The sequence below is a fragment of the Anaeromyxobacter sp. Red801 genome (assembly GCF_049201065.2).
GTDB lineage: Bacteria > Myxococcota > Myxococcia > Myxococcales > Anaeromyxobacteraceae > Anaeromyxobacter.
Genome location: NZ_CM181236.1, coordinates 917,945 through 935,105, shown reverse-complemented (window position 1 = coordinate 935,105; position 17,161 = coordinate 917,945). Strand labels below are relative to the sequence as shown.

Annotated in this window: 12 protein-coding genes; 9 read left to right on the top strand and 3 right to left on the bottom strand. The window is 74.5% G+C overall.

Features of this window, described 5'->3' with window-relative positions; all coding sequences use genetic code 11:
- Nucleotides 1-2 precede the first annotated feature (2 nt).
- The 3 genes from ACOQFB_RS04310 to ACOQFB_RS04300 all read right to left on the bottom strand — a co-directional run bounded on the left by ACOQFB_RS04310 (nucleotide 3) and on the right by ACOQFB_RS04300 (nucleotide 3,603).
- Nucleotides 3-761, bottom strand: a complete 759-nt coding sequence (locus tag ACOQFB_RS04310; protein ID WP_059435855.1) for a ZIP family metal transporter — start codon at nucleotides 759-761, stop codon at nucleotides 3-5.
- A gap of 74 nt (nucleotides 762-835) precedes the next feature.
- Nucleotides 836-3,145 (bottom strand): nitric-oxide reductase large subunit, encoded by a 2,310-nt coding sequence (locus tag ACOQFB_RS04305; protein ID WP_421608749.1) that lies wholly within the window; start codon nucleotides 3,143-3,145, stop codon nucleotides 836-838.
- Between the two features lie 107 nt (nucleotides 3,146-3,252).
- On the bottom strand, nucleotides 3,253-3,603 hold the full coding sequence (locus ACOQFB_RS04300) for a YetF domain-containing protein (protein ID WP_494492468.1): 351 nt from the start codon (nucleotides 3,601-3,603) through the stop codon (nucleotides 3,253-3,255).
- A 388-nt stretch (nucleotides 3,604-3,991) separates the two neighbouring features.
- On the opposite strand from ACOQFB_RS04300, the gene ACOQFB_RS04295 reads away from it, so the two are divergent.
- The 9 genes from ACOQFB_RS04295 (at nucleotide 3,992) to ACOQFB_RS04255 (ending at nucleotide 17,062) form a co-directional block, all read left to right on the top strand.
- Nucleotides 3,992-4,399, top strand: coding sequence for a post-PEP-CTERM-1 domain-containing protein (locus tag ACOQFB_RS04295; RefSeq protein ID WP_237757779.1), 408 nt, complete (start codon nucleotides 3,992-3,994; stop codon nucleotides 4,397-4,399).
- A 2-nt stretch (nucleotides 4,400-4,401) separates the two neighbouring features.
- Complete coding sequence (locus tag ACOQFB_RS04290; protein WP_421608747.1) at nucleotides 4,402-6,105, top strand: PA domain-containing protein; 1,704 nt, start codon at nucleotides 4,402-4,404, stop codon at nucleotides 6,103-6,105.
- 124 nt (nucleotides 6,106-6,229) lie between these two features.
- On the top strand, nucleotides 6,230-6,625 hold the full coding sequence (locus ACOQFB_RS04285) for a BlaI/MecI/CopY family transcriptional regulator (protein ID WP_421608746.1): 396 nt from the start codon (nucleotides 6,230-6,232) through the stop codon (nucleotides 6,623-6,625).
- Nucleotides 6,622-7,599: a M56 family metallopeptidase gene (locus ACOQFB_RS04280; RefSeq protein WP_421608745.1), complete on the top strand. Its 978-nt coding sequence runs from the start codon at nucleotides 6,622-6,624 to the stop codon at nucleotides 7,597-7,599. The genes ACOQFB_RS04285 and ACOQFB_RS04280 overlap by 4 nt, the downstream gene beginning before the upstream one ends.
- An 81-nt stretch (nucleotides 7,600-7,680) precedes the next feature.
- A complete protein-coding gene (locus ACOQFB_RS04275; RefSeq protein ID WP_494492467.1) occupies nucleotides 7,681-8,886 on the top strand; it encodes a TolC family protein in 1,206 nt (401 codons plus the stop codon).
- Nucleotides 8,883-10,454 (top strand): efflux RND transporter periplasmic adaptor subunit, encoded by a 1,572-nt coding sequence (locus ACOQFB_RS04270; protein ID WP_421608743.1) that lies wholly within the window; start codon nucleotides 8,883-8,885, stop codon nucleotides 10,452-10,454. The genes ACOQFB_RS04275 and ACOQFB_RS04270 overlap by 4 nt, the downstream gene beginning before the upstream one ends.
- Nucleotides 10,455-10,462: 8 nt before the next feature.
- The gene (locus ACOQFB_RS04265) at nucleotides 10,463-13,570 is read left to right on the top strand and encodes an efflux RND transporter permease subunit (RefSeq protein WP_421608742.1); all 3,108 of its coding nucleotides are present in this window, start codon (nucleotides 10,463-10,465) and stop codon (nucleotides 13,568-13,570) included.
- A gap of 194 nt (nucleotides 13,571-13,764) precedes the next feature.
- Entirely contained in the window at nucleotides 13,765-14,949 is a 1,185-nt protein-coding gene (locus ACOQFB_RS04260) for a helix-turn-helix transcriptional regulator (protein WP_421608741.1), read from the top strand.
- A gap of 109 nt (nucleotides 14,950-15,058) precedes the next feature.
- A complete protein-coding gene (locus ACOQFB_RS04255; RefSeq protein ID WP_421608740.1) occupies nucleotides 15,059-17,062 on the top strand; it encodes a DUF6268 family outer membrane beta-barrel protein in 2,004 nt (667 codons plus the stop codon).
- Nucleotides 17,063-17,161 lie beyond the last annotated feature (99 nt).

Here is a 17,161-nt window from a genome sequence, read left to right as displayed (position 1 = left end):
CGTCACCCTCCCAGCTTCGTGAGCACGAACGCGCCCAGGAACCCGACCACGGTGACGAGCCCGGCGACGTCGTGCGCGTTCTCGAACGCCTCGGGGATCATGGTGTCGGCGAGCATCGCGAGGATCGCGCCGGCGGCCGTCGCGGTGGTCGCGGCGATCACGTCCGGCGGGAAGGCCCGGAACACGGTGAAGCCGAGCAGGGCGGCGATGGCGGAGGCGACCGCGATCCCCGTCCACACGCCGAAGACGTAGGCGGGCGTCCGGCCGGCGTGCCGCATCCCGGCGGCGCTCGAGAGCCCCTCGGGCACGTTCGACACGAAGATCGCGATGACCGCCACCCAGCTGACCGCCCCGCCGCCGATCAGGGAGAGGCCGATGACGATCGACTCGGGGATCCCGTCGAGCAGCGCGCCGAGCGCGATCGCGAGGCCGCTCCCGGACCGCTCGGACTCGGACGGCTGCTTCCCGGGTCCGGATCGCTTGCGGTGCTTCGCCCCGCGGCGGGAGAGCACCGTCGTGAGCGCCGTGTACACCACCGCCCCGGCCACGAACCCGATCGCCGTCGAGTCGAAGCCGCCGCGGCGGTACGCCTCGTCCATGAGGTCGAACGACAGCGCCGAGATGAGCACCCCCGCCCCGAACGCCATGACGACCGCGATGACGCGCTGCGGGACGCGGGCGTAGAAGCCGGCGACCGCCCCGACCACGAGCGCGGAGCCGGCGACCAGCCCCCACGTCCCCGCCCACGCCCAGACCGGCATCAGGCGAAAGGTGTGCACGTGGACCGCCCTCGACCGCTGCGGCCGCCCGCCCGCAGCACGGGCGCCCGGCCCGCTCACAGCCTGCGCGGCGCCGCGTGGCCCCCGGAGGCGCCCTCGGCCGCCGCGCCGGGTCCGTCCACGTCGCTGAACAGCGGGCTCTCCCCGCCGGGCGCGGTGGCGGGCCGCGGCGCCGCGCGGATCCCTCTCCAGCACAGCACCACGAGCGGCAGCACGCCGCCCACGATGAAGAGGGCGTCGCCCGGGAGCCTCCACCACTCGAACAGCGTGAGCGGGCGGGCGGTGACGTATTCGAGCTGCCGCGCCTCGAAGTACCCGACCGTCACCGACCGGTAGAGCTGGAGCACGCCGACCGGGAACAGCGTCGCGAACACCATCCAGCCGAGCCCGAGGTTGAGCGACCAGAAGCTCACCTTGGCGAGCCGGTCGGACCAGCGCTCCGGCGCGACCAGGTACCGGATCGCGAACAGCGCGAGCGCCACCGCGAGCATGCCGTACACGCCCATCATGGCGGCGTGCCCGTGGTTCGCGGTGAGCGCGGTGCCGACCTGGTAGTAGGAGACGATCGGGAGGTTGATGAGGAAGCCGAAGATCCCCGCGCCCACGAAGTTCCAGAACCCCACCGCCGCGAGGAACATGACCGCCCACCGGTGCGGGAACGGCGCCGCGCCCTCGCGCTGCTGCGCCTTCGCGAGCGACAGGAAGCTCCAGGCCTCGACGGTGAGGAACGTGAGCGGGATGACCTCCGCGGCGGAGAAGAACGCGCCGAGCGCCATGTGCTCGGCCGGCTCGCCGGAGAAGTACACGTGGTGCATCGTCCCCACCACGCCGCCCACCGAGTAGAGGATGATCTCGAGGTAGACCAGCCGCAGCGCGGCCTGCTCCGCGACCACGCCGAGCAGGACGAACAGGTACGCGACGATCGCGGTGGTGAAGAGCTCGAGGAAGTCCTCGACCCACAGGTGCACGACCCAGAACCGCCAGTAGTCGGTGACGGTGAAGTGGGCGCGCGGGTGGGCGAGCAGGCCCACCGCGTAGAACGCCGGGATCGCCAGCGCGGCGAAGAAGAAGAGCCACGGCATGTTGCCGAGGTGCTCGCGGACGAGGCGCGGCCGCAGCGTCCGGTAGAGCATGGCCGCCCAGGCGAACAGCCCGATGATGAGGAGCACCTGCCAGAGCCGGCCGAGCTCCAGGTACTCGAACCCCTGGTTCCCGAGCCAGTAGCCGCGGATCCAGCCGTGGATCCCGGCCAGCTCGCCGACCAGGCTGCCCACCACCACCACCGCGAGCGCCCCGAGCAGCGCGAACGCGAGCGCCCGCTGCCCGCGCGGCTCGCGCCCGGCGATCATCGGCGCGACGAAGATGCCGGCCGCGAGGTACGACGTCGCCACCCAGAAGATGGCGAGCTGCAGGTGCCAGGTGCGGACCACGTTGAACGGGAGCAGCGCCGCCAGGTCGATGCCGAAGAAGCCCTCCAGCTCCGCGCGGTAGTGCTGGGACGCGCCGCCGACCAGCGTCTGGGCGAGGAACAGCAGCGCCATCACGAGGAAGTACCACCCGGTGACGCGCTGGCCCGGCGTGAGGGGCACGTCCTGGGGCCGGCGGAACGTGAGGGTCCGGGTCTCGCGCCCCTGCCAGCCGAGGAACCGCCAGCGGCCGAAGGCGGCGAAGAGGAGCCCCGTGCCGCCGAGCAGCGCCACCAGCGAGAGCACGCTCCACACCACCATCGAGCCGGTGGGGCGGTTCAGGACGAGCGGCTCGGGCGGCCAGTTGTTCGTGTACGAGTAGTCGGCGCCGGGGCGCTGCGTGGAGGCGGCCCAGGCGGTCCACGCGAAGAACGCCGTGAGCTGCCGGAGGTCCTCGGGGCTCGAGACGAGCCCCGGCGAGAGCCCGGTCCTCGCGCTCGGCTGGGCGAAGAACGCGCGCAGGGACTCGCGCTCGTGCTCGAAGGCCGCCGCCTGACCCTCCGTGAACGCCAGCACGTCCGCGGACGCGTCGTAGCGGTTCTCGCGCAGCTCGGCCCACGTCCGCGGGCCGCCCTCCCGCTCCGACTCGCCGTTCCGCGCCGCCACGAAGCGGGCCGACCGCCGCAGGTACTCGGCGGTGAAGTCCGGACCGAGGTAGCCGCCGTGTCCGAGCACCGAGCCGTAGTCCATCAGGCCGCGCGTGAGGAACAGCTCCTGGCCCGCGAGGATGTCGTCGCGGTCGAACACCACGCGGCCGCGCGGGTCGACGGTCTTCCCGGGGATGGGGGGCGAGGCCGTGTAGGTGCGCCAGGCGAGGACGCCCAGGATCCCGAAGCCGACCACCATCACGAGGAGCGCGGCCTGCGGCCACCCTCGCGAGACGAGCAGTCCTCGGCGCATGCGGTCTCCTTCGAGAGAGCGCCTGCACGCTGGCGACCGGGCGGCCGCCCGGCAAGTGCGCTGCCCGCGAGGGGAGAGAGCCGGGCCGGGCGGCCGCGCACCTCCCGTCAGCGGCCCGCCCCTCCCCGGAGCACGATCGTGATGCTGCCCGATCGCTCCAGGAAGGCGTCCTTCACGTCCCGGAGGCTCTCCTTCCCGAGCCGCCGCACGTGCGCGAGGAGCTCGTCCTCGGAGACCCGCGTCGCCCGCATCACGTCGCGCTGGAGCGCACCGTCGCGGACGAGCTGGCGGATCCGCCCCTCGAACAGGTCGGCCGCGCGCCGGCTGCGCGAGGTGAGCAGCGAGAACAGCCAGTCGAGGCCGATGAGCGTGGTGAGCGCCACGACCGCGGTGGTGAGGCTCGCGTCGTCGGCGACGATGCTCTTCCGCGCCGCGGTGGTGATGAGGAACAGGAGCACGATGTCCGAGACGCCCCACCGCGCGAACTCCTTCCGCCCGACGAGGCGAAGAGGAGCTGGACGAACAGGTAGACGAACGCCGCGCGGAACACGACCTCCCACGGCGGCAGCTCCGGGCGCCAGAGGGCACTGTCCATGCCGCAACGATGCGGCCGCCGGTCCTGCCCCGCACCGGAGCGCTGCGAGCAGGACGGACGCGCGTCCCCTGCGGAGGGGACACCCGCCCGACGACGCGCTGCGCATGAACACGGAGCGTGCACGCGCCCCACCCTTCGGGGATGCCGTTGCCCATTGCGGTCGCGCGACGCGCGTTCTTACGAAGCGTCCACACCGCCTCACCTTCACCACCAGTCAGCGGGGAAACATGCGCCCTACCGTACCGTTCGTCATGGCCGTGGCCGCGCTGCTCGGAGCGCCGGGGGTGACCCGGGCCCAGCACGCCGCGAAGGAAGCACCGCAGGACCCGAACGCAGCCGGCGCGGCGGCGGCCCAGGCCGCCACCGATCCGCGGACGCGCGCGCTCCGCCAGCCGACCCAGGCCGAGCTGGAGGAGCTGCTCCGCGGCCTCGAGCCCCTCGTGAGCCAGTCGTCCGAGGGCCTCACCCAGGTGGCCCTGCCGAACGGCGCCGTGGGCATGGACCTGCAGGACCGCTTCCAGAGCGTGTCGCTGGCCCGCGTCGGGCCCGAGGGCGTCCGCACCGAGTGCGTGGGCACGCCGGCCGAGGCCCGGTCGTTCCTGGAAGGCCAGGCCGCCCCGGCGGAAGCGCCGGCCGCCGCGCCGCTGGAGGAGAAGTGACCATGCGCGCCAGCCGATCCTCGCTCCTCCTCACGCTGCTCGCGGTCGCGCTCCCGGGCACCGCCCTCCCCGCCGCCCAGATCACGATCGTGAACGTCAACGCGCCCGGCGTGGGCTTCAACGACCCGACGCCGGCGACCCCGGTCGGCGGCAACCCCGGCACCACGGTGGGCCAGCAGCGCCTCATCGCCTTCCAGCGCGCCGCCGAGATCTGGGCGGCGTCGCTCGACAGCGCGGTCGAGATCCGGATCCAGGCGTCGTTCGTGCCGCTCGCCTGCACCGCCAGCGCCGCCACGCTCGGCTCGGCCGGCGCGATCCAGGTCTTCCGCGACTTCCCCGGCGCCGGGTTCGAGAACACCTGGTACCACGTCGCCCTGGCCAACAAGCTCGCGGCGGCCGACCTCGCCCCGGGCGACCCGAACTCCAGCGCCGACGACCTCCGCGCCCGCTTCAACAGCGACATCGGCAAGGTCGGGTGCCTCACCGGGACGAGCTGGTACTACGGCCTCGACACCGGGCACACCGCCAGCCAGATCAACCTCGTGACCGTGCTGCTGCACGAGTTCGCGCACGGGCTCGGCTTCTCCAGCTTCGCGAACGTCAGCACCGGCGCGTACCTCGTGGGCTTCGGCGACGTGTACTCGAAGTTCTACTTCGACGGCACGACCGGGAAGTTCCGCGACCAGATGACCGACGCCGAGCGGCAGGCGTCCGCCGTCAACCCGCGGAAGGTGGTCTGGAACGGCCCGCGCGTCACGTTCGCCGCGCCCTCCGTGCTGAGCGCGGGGACGCCCCTGCTGCACGTGAACGCCCCCGCTCCGGCGGACTACCAGGTCGGCGCGGCCTCGTTCGGCCCGCCCATCGGCTCCCCCGGGACGACCGGCGACGTGGTCCTGGCGACCGACGCCTCGAACGCGACCGGCCCCTCCACCACCGACGCGTGCACGGCCATCGACGCCGCGGCGGGGGTGACGGGCAAGATCGCGCTCGTCGATCGCGGCACCTGCGGCTTCACCGTGAAGGTGAAGAACGCGCAGGACGCCGGCGCGATCGCCGTCATCGTGGCCGACAACGTCGCGGGCGGCCCGCCGGCCGGGCTCGGCGGGGCGGACCCGTCGATCGTCATCCCGGCGGTGCGCGTCACGCTGGCGGACGGCAACGCGCTCAAGGCCGCCCTGGCGCAGGGCACCGTCAACGTCACGCTCGGCCTGGATCTCGCGGTGATGGCCGGCGCCGATCGCGACGGGCAGGTGCTCCTCTACACGCCGAACCCGGTGCAGCCCGGCTCGTCGGTGTCGCACTGGGACACCAGCACCTCGCCCAACCAGCTCATGGAGCCCGCCATCAACGCCGACCTGCGGCTGTCGGTGGACCTGCCGTACGACATGACCCGGCCGCTCCTGCGCGACGTCGGCTGGTACCCCGACGGCGACCTCGACGGCGTCGCCGACGACGCCGGGGACCAGTGCCTCGGCTCGGACCTGCGCTCGACGGTGATCGTCGGCGGGGAGGACACCGGCGTCGTGAACACGCTGTTCACGAACGGCTGCACCGTCGCCGATCTCCTCGGGCGGTGCGACGCCGCCGGGAACCGCGGCGCCGTCCTGAGCTGCGCCGCGCACCTGACCAAGGCGCTCTCGGATCAGGGCTTCGTCCCGGTCACCAAGATCGGGGCCGTGGAGCGCGCCGCGGCCCGCAACCCGTAGCGCGGCGCCGGGTTGGCGGGGCCGGCGCGGTGCCGGTCCCGCCACGCCGGGGCCCCCTCGCAGGTGGTCGGCCGAACACCGATTGACGACCGGTTTTCGGGCGTGCGAGAACGTCCGCTCCTGGATGATCCCGGTGCCCGCCCTCCCCAGACTCGGCGAGCTCGAGACGGCGGTCCTGGACCACCTCTGGGCCGCCGGCCGATGCGACGTGAAGGCCGTGTACCGCGCGATCGGGGCGGCCCGCGGCATCACGCTGAACACCGTCCAGTCGACGATGGAGCGCCTCTTCCGCAAGGGGCTGCTCGCGCGCGAGAAGGTGAGCCACGCGTACGTCTACTCGCCGCGCCACAGCCGGGAAGAGCTCGGCGCACGCGCCGTCCAGGACGTCATCGGGCGGCTGCTCCAGGGCGAGGCCGCGCCCCTCCTCGAGGCGTTCGTGGACCTCGCCGCGCGCACCGACACGGCGAACCTGGATCGGCTCGAGAAGCTCATCGCTCGCAAGAGGAAGGCCTCGCGATGACCGCCGGCCTGCTCAGGCTGGCCGCCCTGGCGGGCGTGGTCGTCCTGGGGTTCGCGCTGCTCGCGGCGGTGGCCGCCGCCCTGCTCAGCCCCGGAATCTCCGCCCGTGCCCGCCTCCTACCGCCGGCCGTGCGCGCGCGCGTGCTGCTCGCCTGGGCGGCGCTCCCCGCCGCGGCCGGCGCGGGGCTGCTCGTCCTGACCCTCTGGCCGTCGCTGGGCGCGGCGCTCGGCCTCGCCGTCGATCACTGCCCGGCGCACGTCGGCCACGTCCACCTCTGCGTGCACCACCCGCCCGCGAGCGGTCCGGCGGCCGCCGGGGCGATCGGCCTCGCGCTGGGCGGGCTCGCCGTCGCGGCCGCGCTGGCGCGCGGGGCCCGCCCCCTGCTCCTCGCGCGGCGCGCCGCGCGCCTGCGTTCGTTCCAGCTCGCGCCCGGCGTCGGCGCGATCGACGCCTCGACCCCGCTCGCCCTCACGGTCGGCTGGTTCAGGCCTCGCGTCCTCGTCTCCACCGCGCTCCTCGATCGCCTCACGCCGCCGCAGCTCCGCGTGGTCGTCGCGCACGAGCGCGCCCACGCCGACCGCCGCGACGCGCTCTGGCTGGCCGCCGCGCGCCTGGTGTCGCTCGCGCACCTCCCGGGCGTCCGGCGCCGGCTCCTGGCGGACCTCGCGCTCGCGAGCGAGCAGGCCTGCGACGAGGTCGCCGCGCGCGCCTGCGGTGATCGCCTGCTGGTCGCCGAGACCATCGTCGCCGCGGAGCGCGCCCTGGCGCTGTCGCCCGCGACCGGGGCGGCGCTCGCGTTCGGCGGCAGCGACGTCGCCGAGCGCGTCGAGTCGCTGCTCGAGCGTCCCCCCGACGCCCCGAGGCTCCGCCGCGCGCTCTGGGCGGCGGCCGTCGCCGGCCTGCTCGCCGCCGGGCTGCTGGCCCCGCACGTCCACCACTGGACGGAATCGCTCCTGGACCACCTTCCCCACTGACCCGGGACCGCCGCTCGCCCGCGAGGTGCTCGCTTGAACGAAAGACCGACCGTCGCTCGGTGTTGGCTCTCCGCGCTGCTGGTGCTCGCCTCGCCGGCGTGGGCCTCGGCGGAGGAGCCGGCGCCGCTGTCCCTCGACGAGGCCGAGGCCGTGCGCAGGGCCCTCGCCCGCCCCGCGCTCGACGAGCAGCTCCGCGCCACGGTGGACCTCGCGCGCGCCGACGAGCTCGCCGCGCGGCGCTGGCCGAACCCCGAGGCCTCGTGGTCGCACGAGCAGGTCGGAGGCGACGGGAAGACCGAGCGGCAGGACGTGGCGATCCTCTCGCAGCGCTTCGACCTCTCCGGCCGGCGAGGGCTCCGCGGCGACGCGGCCGGGAAGCGCGTCGAGGCCGCGCGCGCCGACGCGGCGCTCACCCGGAGCGCGGTCGAGGCCGACGTCCGGCGGGCGTTCGTGGATGTCCTCGCCCGGGGCAGGCGCGCCGCCGCCGTTCGCGAGGCGGCCGCCCGGCTCGAGGCCGTCGCGGCCGCGGTGGGCCGGCGCGCGGCGAGCGGCGACGTCGCCGTGTACGACCGGCGGCGCGTCGAGCGCGAGCGCCTCACCCTGCTCGCCCGGCTCGACGTCGAGGAGGGCGCGCTCGCCCGGGCGCGAGCCCTGCTCGCCGCGCTGGTCGGCGCGCCGGCTCCCGCGTCGCTCGCGCTGCGCGGCGAGCTCGCCCCCTCGGAGCTGCCCGCGCTCCCCGCCCTGCTCGAGCGCGTCGCGGAGCGCTCCGACCTGCGGGCGCTCGCGCTGGAGGCGGAGGCGGGCGAGCTCGAGGCGCGCGCGGCCGGCCGCTGGCTCGTGCCCGAGGTCGAGCTGGGCGGCGGCCTCAAGACGGTCGGCGCCGGGGCCCGGCGCGACACGGGGTTCGCCGCCGCGCTGACCGTCCCGCTGCCGCTTTTCTCCCGCGACCAGGACGCGCGCCTGCGCGGCCACGCGCGCGCCCGGTCCGCGCGGTCCCGCCTCTCCCTCGCGCTCGACGCCGCGCGCGCCGAGGTGTCCGGGCTCCACGCCGAGGCGGCGCGGCTCGGGGCCGCGGCCGGCCGCTACGCGCAGAGCGGCGACGCGGACGGGTCCGCGCTCGCGGCCACCGCGGAGGCCGCCTATCGCGGCGGAGAGGCCGGCGTCCTCGAGCTCGTGGACGCCTACCGCGCCACCCTCGAGGCGAGCCTCGCGCTCGTGGACCTGCAAGCGGCCGCGCGTCGCGCCCGCGTCGACCTCGACCGTGCCTCCGGAGGACTCGCCCGATGAACCGCTCCCTGCTCGCGCTCACCCTCGCCGCCGCGCTCGCGTCCTGCAAGGGCGCGGAGGCGCCCGAGGATCACGGCCACGCTCACGGCGGCGTGGCGCGCGGGGCCGCCGCCGAGCGCCCCGGCGCGTCCATCACCCACTTCGCCGGGCGAACCGAGCTCTTCCTCGAGTTCCCCGCCCTCGTGCGGGGCGAGGAGTCCCGGTTCGCCGCGCACCTCAACGACCTCGAGCGGTTCAAGCCGCTCGAGGCGGGCCGGGTCGAGGTGCTCCTCACCGGCGGTGGCGCGCCGGACGAGCGCTTCGAGGTGACGGACCCGTCGCCGGTGGGCATCTTCCGCCCGGTCGTGAAGCCCGCGCACGCGTCGAGGCGGCGCCTCGTGCTCACGATCCAGACCGCCGCCCTGTCGGACCGGCACGACCTGGGCGAGGTGCAGGTGTTCGGCTCGGTGGCAGAGGCCGCCGCCGCCGGCGAGGCCGACGAGCCCGCCGGGCTGGTGCCGTTCCTGAAGGAGCAGCAGTGGCGGACCGACTTCGCCACTGCGCCCGCGCAGGAGGCGGCGCTCCGGCCCTCGGTGCTCGCGAACGGGTCGATCCGCGCGCGCCCCGACGGCGAGTCGCGCGTCGCGGCGCCGGTCTCGGGCCGCGTCGTCGCGGCGCGTGGCGGGTTCCCCTTCATCGGCCGGCAGGTCCGGGCGGGCGAGGTGCTGGCCGAGCTCGGGCCCAAGGTCGGCGGCGACGCCGATCCCGCGTCGCTCCAGCTGGCGGTCACGCAGGCACGCCTCGACCTGGAGCTCGCCCGCAAGGATCTCGCGCGCCTCGAGGAGCTCGCGGGCGCGGAGGCCGTCCCCGAGCGGCGCGTCCTGGAGGCGCACCGCGCCGTCGCCGAGGCCGAGGCGCGGGCGTCCGCCGCGGACGCGCGCAAGGCGCGCTTCGAGGGCTCGTCCGCGGGCGGCGCCGGCTCCCGCATCTCGCTCCGCTCCACCGTGAGCGGGACGCTCGCGGTGGTCGGCGCGTCGCCGGGCACCTTCGTCGAGGAGGGGCGCGAGCTGTTCCACGTCGTCGACCTCGACCGGCTCTGGCTCGAGGTCCAGGTGCCCGAGGCGGACGTCGGCCGCATCGGGAGGCCTTCCGGCGCCTGGTTCGAGGTGGAGGGCTACGACCGTCCGTTCGAGATCTCGCCGGACCGCGGCGGCCGCGTGGTCGGCTTCGGCGGCGTCATCGATCCCCAGAGCCGCACCGCGCCGCTGGTCCTCGAGGTGCCCAACCCCGGGCGCGAGCTCCGCGTCGGGATGTTCGCCCGCGTGCACGTGCTCACCGGCGAGCCGGTGAAGGGGGTCGCGGTCCCCGCCAGCGCGATCGTGGACGACGGCAGCGAGCAGGTCGTCTTCGTCGAGGTCTCGGGCGAGCGGTTCGAGCGCCGCCCCGTCCGCGCCGGCATCCGGGATCGCGACCGCGTCCAGATCCTCGCCGGCGTCGCCCCCGGCGAGCGCGTCGTCTCGCGCGGCGCCTACCAGGTCCGCCTCGCCGCCGCGTTCGGCGCGATCCCGCAGCACGGCCACGTCCACTAGGGTCCGCGATGATCGACGCCGTCATCCGCTGGTCGCTCGAGAACCGGCTCGTGGTCCTCCTCGGGGCCGGGATCCTCCTCGCCTGGGGCACCGTCGTCGCGGTCCGGATGCCGGTGGACGTCTTCCCGGACCTCACCGCGCCGACGGTGACCGTGATCGCCGAGGCGCACGGCATGGCCCCGCAGGAGGCCGAGAGCCAGATCGCGTTCCCCATCGAGACCGCGCTGAACGGCGCGCCCGGCGTGCGGCGGGTCCGCTCCACCGCCGGCATCGGCATCGCCATCGTGTGGGCCGAGTTCGAGTGGGGCACCGACATCTACCAGGCCCGGCAGGTCGTGGCCGAGAAGCTGCAGCTCGCGCAGTCGGCGCTGCCGCCCGGCGCCGGCGCGCCCGTGCTCGCGCCGGTCTCGTCGATCATGGGCGAGATCCTCTTCATCGCGCTCACGTCCGACCGGCACACGCCCATCGACCTGAAGACCACCGCGGACTGGACGCTCCGCCGCCGGCTGCTCGCGGTGCCCGGCGTCTCGCAGGTCGTGCCCACCGGCGGCGAGACGAAGCAGTACCAGGTCGTGCTCCGGCCGGAGCGGCTCTCCGCCTACCGCGTCACGGCCGACGAGGTGGTCCGGGCGCTCCGCGCCACCAACGAGAACACCTCGGCCGGCTTCTACCTCGAGGGCGGCCAGCAGCTCCTCATCCACGGCGTGGGCCGCGTCCGCACGCCCGCCGACCTCGGCGAGACCGTGGTGGCGGTGCGCGGCGTCGAGCCGATCCTGGTGCGGCAGCTCGGCGAGGTCCGCGTCGGCCCGGCGCTCAAGCTGGGGGAGGGCTCGCACGACGGCCGCCCCGCCGTGATCCTCGGCATCCAGAAGCAGCCCGGCGCGAACACGCTCGAGCTGACCCGGCGCCTCGACGCGGAGCTGGACGCCATCCAGAGGACGCTCCCCGAGGGCATGCAGCTCGACCGGAACATCTTCCGGCAGGCCGACTTCATCGAGATCGCCATCGGGAGCGTGGTCGGCGCGCTCCGCGACGGGGCGATCCTCGTCATCGCCATCGTCTTCCTCTTCCTCGCGAGCGCCCGGGCCACCGGCATCACCGTCCTCGCCATCCCGCTGTCGCTGGTCACGGCGATCCTGGCGATGCGCGCGCTCGGCGCCAGCATCAACACCATGACGCTGGGCGGGATGGCCATCGCGGTGGGCGCCCTGGTGGACGACGCCATCATCGACGTGGAGAACGTGGTGCGCCGCCTCCGCGAGAGCCGGGAGCAGGGCGGTCACCTGCACTACCTGGGCATCGTGTTCGAGGCGAGCCGCGAGATCCGCGGCTCGATCGTCTACGCGACGCTCATCATCGTGCTGGTGTTCCTGCCGCTGTTCTTCCTCTCCGGCGTCGAGGGCCGGCTGCTGCAGCCGCTCGGGTTCGCGTACGTCGTCTCGCTCGCCGCGTCGCTGCTGGTCGCGCTCACGGTGACGCCCGCGCTCTGCCTGACGGCGCTGCCCACCGCGCGCGCGGTCCGGGAGAACCGCGAGGGGAGGCTCGTCCACTGGCTCAGGGCGCGGTACGAGCCGCTCCTCGTGCGCGTCCTGCCCCGCTGGAGGCTCGCCGGCGGCGCCGGGCTCGGCCTCGCCGCCGCCGCGGCGCTCGCGCTGCTCCTCGCCGGGCGCACGTTCCTCCCCGAGTTCAACGAGGGGACACTCACGCTGTCGGCGGTCACCCTCCCCGGCACCTCGCTGGAGGAGTCGAACCGGCTCGGGCTGATGGTGGAGCAGGTGCTGCTGGAGCACCCCGAGGTCGTCGCCACCGCGCGGCGGACCGGGCGCGCGGAGCTCGACGAGCACGCGCAGGACGTGAACTCCGCCGAGATCGACGTCGGCCTGAGGATGAGGGACCGCTCGAAGGCCGACTTCCTCGCGGCGCTCCGCCGCGACTTCGCCGGGATCCCCGGCCTGAACGTCACGATCGGCCAGCCCATCTCGCACCGCATCGACCACATGCTCTCGGGCACCCGCGCCAACGTCGCGGTCAAGGTCTTCGGCGACGACCTGACCGAGCTCCGCCGCCTCGGGGAGGACGTCCGCAAGGTGATGGCGGCGGTGCCCGGCGTGGTGGACCTGTCGCTGGAGCAGCAGCCGGACATCCCGCTGCTCACGGTCCGGTTCGACCGCGCCGCCATCGCGCGGTACGGCCTCCGGGTCCAGGACGTGGCCGAGGCGATCGAGACCGCGTTCCAGGGGACGACCGTGTCCCGGGTGCTGGAGGGTCAGTCGAGCTTCGACGTGGTCGTGCGCTACGACCGGTCGGCGCTCGCGGATCTGGACGCCATCCGCGGGACGCTGGTGGCGACCCCGGCGGGCGCGCGCGTGCCGCTCCACGCGCTCGCCGACATCCGCAAGGACCGCGGTCCCAGCATGGTGACCCGCGAGAACGTGCAGCGGAAGGTCGTGGTCATGTGCAACGTCGCCGGGCGCGACCTCGGGAGCGTCATCCGCGACGTGCGCGCGGGGATCGACGCGGGCGTGGAGCTGCCCCGCGGCTACCACGTCGAGTACGGCGGCCAGTTCGAGAGCGCCGAGGAGGCGGTCCGGACCCTCGTGCTCCTCGGGATCGCCGTGATCGCGGGGATCTTCCTCCTGCTCTACCTCGCCCTGCGGTCCGGCCGCGACGCGGCGCTCGTCATGGTGAACCTGCCGCTCGCGCTCGCCGGCGGCGCCGCCGGGGTGTGGCTGTCCGGCGGCGTGCTCTCCATCGCCTCCATCATCGGCTTCATCACGCTGTTCGGCATCGCCACGCGCAACGGCCTCATGCTCGTGTCGCACGTGCAGCACCTGGTCGAGCAGGAGGGCGTCACGGACCCGGAGACCGCGGTCCGCCGGGGCGCGGTCGAGCGGCTCTCGCCCATCCTCATGACCGCGCTCGCGACCGGCCTCGGCCTCGTGCCGCTCGCGCTGGCCGGCGGCCAGCCCGGGAGCGAGATCGAGACGCCCATGGCGGTCGTGATCCTCTGCGGCCTGTTCACCTCGACCGCGCTCAACATGCTGGTGGTGCCGGCGCTCTACCTGCGCTTCGGCTCGGTGCGGAGGACGATCCCGGGCATCGCCGCCGCGAAGTAGTGCGGACCCTCGAGGTCGGCGAGGAGGCCGGGGCCGGCGGGCGCCAGGCGCGGGGCGGTCCGGCAGGGAGGAGTCGCCGGATGGAGCTCGACGGCCGGGCGCGACCGGGCGAGCGCGTCCTCGCTGGGGCAGGCCCGGCAGCCGCCCTCGGGCTCTGCTAGCCTCTCGGATCGCGGGAACCGGGCGAGGCAGCCGTGCGCGAGCTGCTGGACAGCATCATCCTGCTGGGAGGCCTGCAGGGCGTCGGGCTCGCGGCGGTGCTCGCGCGTCGCCGGGAGGATCGCGTCGCCAACCGGCTGCTCGCGGCGCTCGTCGGCGCGCTGTCGCTGATGCTGCTCCTCGGCGTCCCGGAGCAGCGCTGGGGCCTGACGAGCCACCCGCACCTGCTGGCCCTGACGGCGCCCCTCCCCTTCCTGTTCGGCCCGCTCCTCTACCTCTACGTCGCCGCGCTGACCCGGCCGGCCGCGCGGTTCGAGGCCCGCTGGCTCTTCCACGGCCTCCCGGCCGCGGCGAACCTGCTCTTCCTGCTCCAGGGCTTCTACCTGAAGCCCGGCCCGGAGAAGCTCGCCCTCGCGCACGCGTACCTCGCCGGCCACGGTCCGCCCGCGCTGCGCTTCTTCGAGGTCCTCCAGACGGTGCAGGCCGTCGGCTACCTCCTCTGGAGCTGGCTCGCGCTGCGCCGGTACGACCGCAGGATCGAGGGCTACTTCAGCGACGTCGCGCGGATCGACCTGCGCTGGCTGATGGGCATGGTGCTCGCCCACGCGGCGGTGTGGAGCATCGTGATCGCCGGCCGGGTGCTCGACCTCGTGGGCGTCGCGCCGGCGTCGCTCGACGCGCTCTCGCACGCGGTCCAGGTCGGGACCGCCCTGGTCGTCTTCGCGACCGGGTACGTGAGCCTCTGGCAGCCCGAGCTGTTCGAGAAGGCGCAGGCGGCGCGGACGGCCGAGCCGCCCCCGCGCCCGCGCCCGCTCCCGAAGTACCAGCGCAACCGCGTCGACGACCGGGAGGCCGCGGAGCTCGCGAGCAAGCTCACCGCGCACATGGCGGAGCGCAAGCCGTACCGCGACGGCGCGCTCACGCTCCAGGCGCTCGCCGACGCCGTCGGCGCGACGCCCCACCTGCTGAGCCAGGTGCTGAACGTGCACCTGCGCAAGAGCTTCTACTTCTTCGTGAATTCGTATCGCGCGGAGGAGCTCATGGCGGCGCTCGACGACCCCGCGCGACGCGACCGCGGCGTCCTCGAGCTCGCGCTCGAGGCGGGGTTCAACTCGAAATCGACCCTCAACAGCTTCTTCAAGCGCTATACGGGCGTCACGCCCACCGAGTTCCGGCTGTCGAGGTCGGCGGCGAAAACCCCCGGAAGATTGGCAGGCTAAGAAGGTCGGACGTCCCGATGGTCGGGTCGCCGTCCGGGTTCATGGGGAGCGGCGAGGCGGCGCGCGCCGATCCGTACGGTGCCTCCGAAGCCACCACCGGAGGACCACGATGCCCATCCCCACCGCTGCCGCTGCCATCTCCTCACCGACCTCGAAGGAGGGAACGACCCGCCGCCTCGTCGCCCGCCTGCTCCTGATGCTCACGCTCGCGGCCGCCGCGGCGCTGGGCTGGCCCGCCCGCGCGAGCGGCGGCCCTTCGACCGACCCGAGCCGCTCCCTCGAGCCTCGCGCGACGCGCGTCCTCGAGCGACACCTCGCCCGCCGCGAGTTCCCGGGCGCGGTGCTGGCGCTGCGCCCCCGCGCTGGCGGGACGCTCCTCGTCACCGCGGGCACCGCCGACCCCACGCGGCGCGCCGCCCGGATCGACCCGAGCGCGCCGTGGATCATCGGCAGCACCACCAAGACCTTCGTCGCCGTCGTCGTGCTGCAGCTCGCCCGCGAAGGGAAGCTCGCCCTCGATGCCACGGTCGAGCGCTTCTTCCCGGACCTCCCGGGCGCGTCGCGCATCACCATCCGGCAGCTCCTGCAGCACACCAGCGGGATGGCCGAGTACCTCCACACCGACCCGGTGGACCGCGACGCGCGCCGGGAGTGGAGCGCGCGCGAGCTGATCGCCGTCGCCGCCGCCCGGGGACCGGTGGCCGAGCCCGGCGCCGGGTTCCACTACGCCAACACGAACTACCTGATGCTCGGCGAGATCGTCGAGCGGGTGACCGCGCGGCCGTGGCATGCCGAGGTGCGGAGCCGGATCCTCGAGCCGCTCGGGCTGAGGCACACCGGGTACGCCGGCGAGCCCTCGGCGCCGCGCCTCGGCGCCGGGTACGTGCTCGCGAGCGGCGAGCCCGTGGAGGCGACGGCGCTGTGGCACCCGTCGATCGGCGGCGCCGCCGGCGGCATGTACTCGACGGCGAGCGACCTCCTGGCGTTCACGCTGGCGCTGTTCGAGGGCGACCTGCTCGACGCGAGGTCCGCCGCCGAGATGCGGACCTTCGTCCGCGGCGAGGACCACGGCTTCGTGGCGCACGCCTACGGGCTCGGGCTCGAGCGATACACGGTGAACCACCTCACGGTCCTGGGGCACATGGGGACCGGCAGCGCGCACGGCGCGTTCATCGGCTACGACCCGGCGAGCCACGCGGCCGTGGCCGTGCAGATCAACGCCGCCAACCCGGGCCCCGCCGCCATCGTGGCCGCCGAGGTCCTCGGCGAGGTGACGGGCAAGGACGTCTCCGCCCCGCCGGCGCCGTCCGCGTCGGCCGGCTACACGTTCTTCCCCTACCAGGCGCTCGAGCGCGCCGGAACGGGCGAGCGCCTCGGCGAGCTTCGCGTCACCACGCAGCAGGTGAGCGCCACCTACCCGATCGTCGCGAACGAGGGCCGGACCCGACTCGACCTCTCGGTCGCGTACCAGCGCCTCCAGTTCGACTACCGGGGCCTGACCCACCCGCTGGACAGCGCGCAGTCGATCGGCGTGACGGCGTTCTTGCGGCAGAAGCTGACCGATCGCTGGGGCCTCGTGCTGGTGGCGTCGCCCGGGTACGCGGACGACTTCGAGGGGCCCGCCACGCTCGACGCGGTCACGATGACCGTCGTCGGCGCCGGGACCTACCGCTTCGGCGACCGGCTCGAGGTCGGCCTCGGGGTGGCGATCCAGAACGCGTTCGGCGAGCCGCTCCCGCTGCCGGTCGCCTCGATCGACTGGACGATCACCGACCGGCTCTGGCTGAAGTCCATCCTGCCGATCAGCGCCGAGCTGACCTGGCTCCCGCACCGCGCCCTCGGCGTGCGCGGCGCCCTGCTGGTCAACGGCGGCAACTACCACGGCGCCGAGCGCGTCTACGGCGTCGTCAACCCGCAGCTGAACTACTCCGCCGCGGTGGCCGACCTCGGCGTGCGCTGGTTCGCCCTGCCGTGGCTGCACGTGACGGTCCACGGCGGGCACACGCTCTTCCGCCGCTTCGAGTTCTCCGAGGGGCGCCACCGGGTGCCGGGCGGCAAGTACGACCTGGCGAACGGCCCCGTCTACGGGATCGAGCTCGGCGTGGGGGGCTGAGCTGGAGGACCGTGCGCGCCGCCCGAAACGGTAGAGCGGGCCGGGGGATCTCCTCGCATATATCCGGCCAATCCTCCGGTACCCGCGAAGCGGCTCGAC